At 62.9% G+C, this 5,860-nt stretch carries 4 protein-coding genes; all 4 read left to right on the forward strand.

Features of this window, described 5'->3' with window-relative positions; translation table 11 throughout:
• Positions 1-145 precede the first annotated feature (145 nt).
• The 4 genes from lptG (at position 146) to pdxA (ending at position 5,845) form a co-directional block, all read left to right on the forward strand.
• Positions 146-1,228, forward strand: a complete 1,083-nt coding sequence (lptG, locus tag EOA86_RS18925; RefSeq protein ID WP_128343073.1) for an LPS export ABC transporter permease LptG — start codon at positions 146-148, stop codon at positions 1,226-1,228.
• The gene (locus EOA86_RS18930) at positions 1,228-3,645 is read left to right on the forward strand and encodes an LPS-assembly protein LptD (RefSeq protein WP_164891826.1); all 2,418 of its coding nucleotides are present in this window, start codon (positions 1,228-1,230) and stop codon (positions 3,643-3,645) included. The genes lptG and EOA86_RS18930 overlap by 1 nt, the downstream gene beginning before the upstream one ends.
• Positions 3,646-3,881: 236 nt before the next feature.
• Positions 3,882-4,814, forward strand: a complete 933-nt coding sequence (locus EOA86_RS18935) for a peptidylprolyl isomerase (RefSeq protein ID WP_065008931.1) — start codon at positions 3,882-3,884, stop codon at positions 4,812-4,814.
• On the forward strand, positions 4,811-5,845 hold the full coding sequence (gene pdxA / locus EOA86_RS18940) for a 4-hydroxythreonine-4-phosphate dehydrogenase PdxA (RefSeq protein WP_164891827.1): 1,035 nt from the start codon (positions 4,811-4,813) through the stop codon (positions 5,843-5,845). Before EOA86_RS18935 ends, pdxA begins: the two co-directional genes overlap by 4 nt.
• Positions 5,846-5,860 lie beyond the last annotated feature (15 nt).

Below are 5,860 nucleotides of genomic sequence, written 5' to 3' on the forward strand. Positions count from 1 at the left end.
CGGACCATGGAACTGCCGGTCGCCTGGGCCGACTGGATGACGAATTTCGCCGGCCGCTTCAGTGACGGCTGGAGCGCCCTGAAGCTCCGCTTCGCCAGGCGCGGCGCTTCTGGCCAAGGGGCCGGCTAATGGGCTGGATACGCTAATGGGCTGGACTCTGGGTAGATACTTCTTCTTCCGCTACGTGACGATCACCATCTGGTTCTTCATCGGCCTGCTGGCGCTTGTGTTCCTGATCGACTTCACCGAACTTTCCGGCCGCACGACCGGCTTGCCGGGTTTCACCTACGGCACGGCGTTCGCCATTTCAGGGTTGCGGATCCCGATGATCATGCTGCAGACGGTGCCGTTCGTCGGCCTGTTCTCGGCGATGGCGACACTGGTCTCGCTCAATCGCAGGTATGAACTGGTCATCGCGCGTTCCGCCGGCGTGTCCGCCTGGCAATTCCTGCTGCCGTGCTGCATCGGGGCGCTGCTGTTCGGGGTGTTGTCGGTCGGCGTCATCAATCCGATAGCCGCGCATGCGTTTTCCTGGTCCGAAAAAATCGAAACCCAGCTCCGCTCCGGCAAGTCGAACACCGTCTCGGCCGACGCCGAGCCCTGGATCCGGCAAAAGACCAGTTCCGGCGATACCATCATCGGCGCGCGCGCCATTCTCAATCAGGGCCTGGAGATGGCCGATGCCGTCTTCTTCGTCCTCAACCCGCAAGGCGACATCGTGGAACGCAAGGACGCGGCGCACGCCTTTTTGCGGAATGGCTACTGGGAACTGCAGGACGTCAAGGTTTTCCGGGACGGCAATATCCAATCGGCGGCAAGCGACAGGGTGCCGACCAATCTCAAGGCCGAATTCGTGCAAGAGCGGCTGGCGCGCCCGGAAACCATCCCTTTCTACGATCTGCCCGGCAAGATCGAGGTTGCCCGCTCCTTCGGCCTCAAGGCAAATGCCTTTGCCATGCAGTTCGATTCGCTGGTGGCGCTGCCGTTCCTTCTCGTCGCAATGACGCTGATCGCCGCAACGGTGTCGATGCGATTTGCGAGGATGGGACAATCCGGGACGATGATTCTGGGTGGCGTCCTGGCCGGGTTTCTGCTTTATGTCGTGACGGTGCTGGTCAAGGCATTCGGCGTGGCGGGATTCGTACCCACAGTCGTGGCTGCATGGGTTCCGGTTGTCGTGGCTATGTTCTTCGGGGTGACTTTCTTGCTGTACAAGGAAGACGGCTAGTGAGGGGGGCGGTTTTGCGCATCCATAGGCAGGCCGGTTTGGCGCGCCTCTATGGGGCAAGCGCCTTGGCATGCCTGCTCGCTTGTGTCGTCCCGAGCATCCCGGCTTTTGCCCAGGATATCAGCGACATGGCAGCCGACGTGCCCGCCGGCTCGCAAATGCTGCTGGCGGCAGATACGCTGGTCTATGACAACGACAACCAGACAGTGACGGCCGTCGGCGGCGTGCAGATCGACTATGGCGGCAACCGCCTCGTCGCCCAGCGGGTCGAATACAATCGCAACACCAAGCGGCTCGTCGCCAGCGGCAATGTCGAGGTCGTCAACAGCGACGGCACCAAGATCTATTCGCAGCACGTCGACATCACCGACGATTTCGCCGACGGCTTCGTCAACGCGCTGCGTGTCGAAACCGTCGACAAGGCCTATTTCGCCGCCGAAAGCGCGGAACGCATGGGCGGCGTGCTGACGACGTTCCACAACGGCGTCTACACGGCCTGTGAGCCGTGCGAGGACAAACCCGACAAAGCGCCGACCTGGCGCATCAAGGCCAGAAAAATCATCTGGAACGGCGAGAAGAAGACGGTTCGCTTCGAGAATTCGAATTTCGAGTTCTTCGGCTTTCCGCTCGCCTATCTACCGGCTTTCGAGATTGCCGACCCGACCGTCAAGCGCAAGAGCGGCTTCCTGATCCCTGGCATCTCCTACAAGAGCGATCTCGGCGTCGGCGTCAAAGTCCCCTATTATTTCGCTCTCTCACCAACCTACGATCTCACCGTCACCGGCAGCGGCTACACCAAGCAGGGCTTTCTCGGCGAAGCCGAGTGGCGTCAGCGCTTCAACAACGGCCAGTACAGCCTGAAGATCGCCGGCATCCGGCAAGTGGATCCCGACGAGTTCATCGACAGCGACGGGCACAATGTCGATTCGGGAGCGGCCGGCGACCCGAACAAATTCCGCGGCATGATGGGCACGAAGGGCCAGTTCGCCATCAATCCGCGCTGGGACTTCGGCTGGGATGTCCTGCTGCAGACCGACAAGAACTTTTCGCGCACCTACGCCATCGAAGACTTCAACGACAGCGTGCATCGCTCCTCGATCTACCTGACCGGCCTCAACGGCCGCAACTATTTCGATGTGCGCGCCATGCGCTTCGAGGTCCAGGAAGAGACGCTCTCTGACGATCCGACCGCGCGTGCCGGCAAGCAGCCCTGGGTGCTGCCCTCGCTCGACTACGCCTACATCCCAGACATGGCGGTGGGCGGCGGGCAGTTATCGTTCAATGTCAACGCGCAGGCCATCAGCCGCGACAGGCTGGACAGGGTCCTTGCCGATCCGAACAACGCTGCGTCCGTGACCAGTGTACGCGGCATCGAGGGCCAGTCGGGCCGTCTCACCGGCGAAGCGGAATGGAAACGCACCTTCACCACCGATGGCGGGCTGCTGCTGACGCCGCTGCTGGCGCTGCGCGGCGACGCCGGCTATGTCAATGCCTCTTCGGGATCGCTCAATGCCATCAATCAGATGGCGTCTAATCTCGGCGTCGACGACGATATGCGATCGTCGCTCGCCCGCTTCATGGCGACCGCCGGGCTGGAAATGCGTTGGCCGGTGCTGTTCTCGTCGACCAGTTCCAGCCACATCTTCGAGCCGATGGCGCAGGTGTTCGTGCGTCCGAACGAGCAATATGTCGGCGGCCTCGCTGTTCCCAACGAGGACGCGCAGAGCTTCGTCTTTGACGCCACAACATTGTTCGAGCGCGACAAGTTCTCCGGTTACGACCGCTTGGAAGGCGGCACGCGCGCCAATGTCGGGCTGCGCTATTCCGGCGCCTATGACAATGGCTGGAGCACCAACGCGCTGTTCGGCCAATCCTACCAGCTTGACGGCCAGAACTCCTTCGCCGCGCCGGACCTGGTCAACGTCGGCGCCGATTCGGGCCTTGAGACCGCGACCTCCGATTATGTCGGTCTCGTCGGCTTCAACAGCCCCAGCGGGCTTTCCGGCTCGATCAGCGGCCGTTTCGACGAGCAGAGCTTCGAGGTTCGCCGCGCCGAGGTCAAGGCAGCCTATTCCGGCCTGCCGATTTCGTTCAGCGCCAAATACGCCTTCATCCAGGCGCAGCCGCTCTATGGCTTCACGACCGATCGTCACGAGGTCACGCTTGGCGCCTCGACGCAACTTGCAGAGAACTGGCGTGTCTTCGGTACCGGCACCTACGATCTGGAGCAAAGTGTCCTGGTCAAGGACGGGGTCGGCTTTGCCTATAGCGATTCGTGTTTCACCTACTTGATGACATTCTCGGAATCCCGCGACCTGAGCACCAAGGAAGTGTCGCAGAACATCGGTTTCAACCTGTCGTTCCGCACGCTCGGCGATTTCGGCTCGACACAAAGCTCCTTCAACGCTGTCCAGTAGCAGGCGACCGGCCAACAACAGACGGGCGGAACGGCGGCCGGCGAACGCATCGGCCCGAAAATCGGAATTGATTTTCGGAAAGCACGATGCGTAGATTCAAAGTGTTAGAGGGTATCTTGTGTGTCCAAGTGAACCCACATCGCGTCTAACGACATCGTTTCGCCGCATAGGGCAGGCACGGATTCCAGCTCCCTCAAAATGGGATAGAATTGGGCCGGAACCGAGATAAAATTGGGATGCTTTCGATGAGGAAATACCTCTTTTCGGCAGGGTTCGCGCTGCTGGTGGCGGCAACCTCGGCCTCGATCACAGTGATTACGCCGCCGGCCTTCGCCAGCCAGATCAAATACGTCGTCAACAACGTACCGATCACGACCGGCGACATCCAGCATCGGGCTGCCTTCCTGCGCCTGCAGCGCAAGAAAGGCGACGCTGCCGAGGAAATGATCGAGCAGACGCTGCGCGTCGCCGAAGCCAGGCGTCTCGGCATCCGCATCAGCGACGCCCAGGTCGACGCTGCCTACCAGCGCTTTGCCACGACCAACAAGATGCAGCTCAAACAACTCGATGGCGTCATGGCGCAGTCCGGCGTCGGCAAGGAACATTTCAAGGAGTTCATCCGCTCCCAGATGGCCTGGAACCAGGCGCTGACCGCGCGCCATCGCTCCAAGAGCGGCGGCGCGTTGAGCGAGCAGGACGTGGTCAGGCGCATGCTCGACAATGGCGGCACCAAGCCGACCGCCATGGAGTACATGCTGCAACAGGTCATTTTCGTCGTGCCGGCGGCCGAGCGCAGCGCTACGCTGTCCAAGCGCAAGCGCGAAGCCGATGCCATGCGCGCCCGCTTCAACAGCTGCAACACCTCGCGCGAATTTGCCAAGGGCCTGATCGACGTCACCGTTCGCGATCTCGGCCGGATACTGGCGCCGCAATTGCCGCCGGACTGGGCCGACCAGATCAAGGCCACCAAGGTCGGCGGCGCCACCCCCACGCGCGAGACAGACCGCGGCGTCGAGTTCATCGGCATCTGCTCGTCGCGCGAAGTGTCCGACGACAAGGCCGCCCAGATGGTGTTCCAGAGCGAAGGCTCGAGCGGCAAGGACGCCGACGAGCTCTCCAACAAGTATGTCGAGGAGTTGCGGAAGAAAGCCCGCATCGTCGAGCGCTGAAGTCGCCAGAGGCAGAGCTTCCGCTGGCGCTGAGCGTCGGCGATCCATCCGGCGTCGGGCCGGAAATCGCCATTGCCGCCTGGCGAGCGCGCGACAGCGCCGGTGTGCCGCCCTTCTATCTTATCGCCGATCCGGCGTTGATTGCCGCACGGGCGCGCTTGCTCGGCGCCGATGTGCCAATCACGAAGACGATACCAGCCAAAGCGGCGCGCGTCTTTGCACGCGCCCTGCCCGTCGTGCCCCTAGTCGCCCGCTTCGTCGACAGCACTGGCCGGCCGGACCCAGCCAACGCCGCCGGCATCATCGAGGCCATTGACCGCGCTGTTGACGACTGCCTTGGCGGCCGCGCGGCGGCAGTCGTCACCTGCCCGATCGCCAAGAAGCCGCTCTACGATGCCGGCTTCCGTTTCCCCGGCCATACCGAATATCTGGCGCATCTGGCGACACTCCACACCGGCGCAGAAGCGATGCCGGTGATGATGCTTGCCGGCCCCGAGTTGCGCACGGTTCCGGTCACCATCCACATTGCGCTGCGCGAGGTGCCGAAAGCGCTGACCACGGAGTTGGTCGTCGCGGCCGCCCGCATCACCGCCGCCGACCTCGAACATCGCTTCGGCATTGCCAAGCCGCGGCTTGCCGTTGCCGGCCTCAATCCGCATGCCGGCGAAGGCGGCGCGATGGGCGCCGAGGACGAGCGCATCATCCGCCCGGCGATCGACAGACTGAGGGCGGAGGGCATCGACGCTTTCGGGCCGCTGCCGGCCGACACGCTGTTCCATGCCCGCGCCCGAGCCGGCTACGATGTGGCGCTGTGCATGTATCATGACCAGGCGCTGATCCCGGCCAAGGCGCTGGCGTTCGACGAGGCGGTCAACGTTACGCTCGGCCTACCCTTCATCCGCACCTCACCGGATCACGGCACCGCCTTCGATATCGCCGGCAAGGGCATAGCCCGTGCCGACAGTCTGATCGCGGCGCTCAGGCTCGCCCGCAGGCTTGCCGACATCGGGACGAAGGCTGCCGCCGCATGAGGCTTTGCATGAGAG

This window comes from Mesorhizobium sp. M5C.F.Ca.IN.020.32.2.1, assembly GCF_004023105.1.
Taxonomy (GTDB): domain Bacteria; phylum Pseudomonadota; class Alphaproteobacteria; order Rhizobiales; family Rhizobiaceae; genus Mesorhizobium; species Mesorhizobium wenxiniae.

What these genes read in the sequence shown, in the direction of transcription:
- lptG (WP_128343073.1), top strand. Translation starts at nt 146, where the DNA reads ATGGGCTGGACTCTGGGTAGATACTTCTTCTTCCGCTACGTGACGATC.
- EOA86_RS18935 (WP_065008931.1), top strand. Translation starts at nt 3,882, where the DNA reads ATGCTTTCGATGAGGAAATACCTCTTTTCGGCAGGGTTCGCGCTGCTG.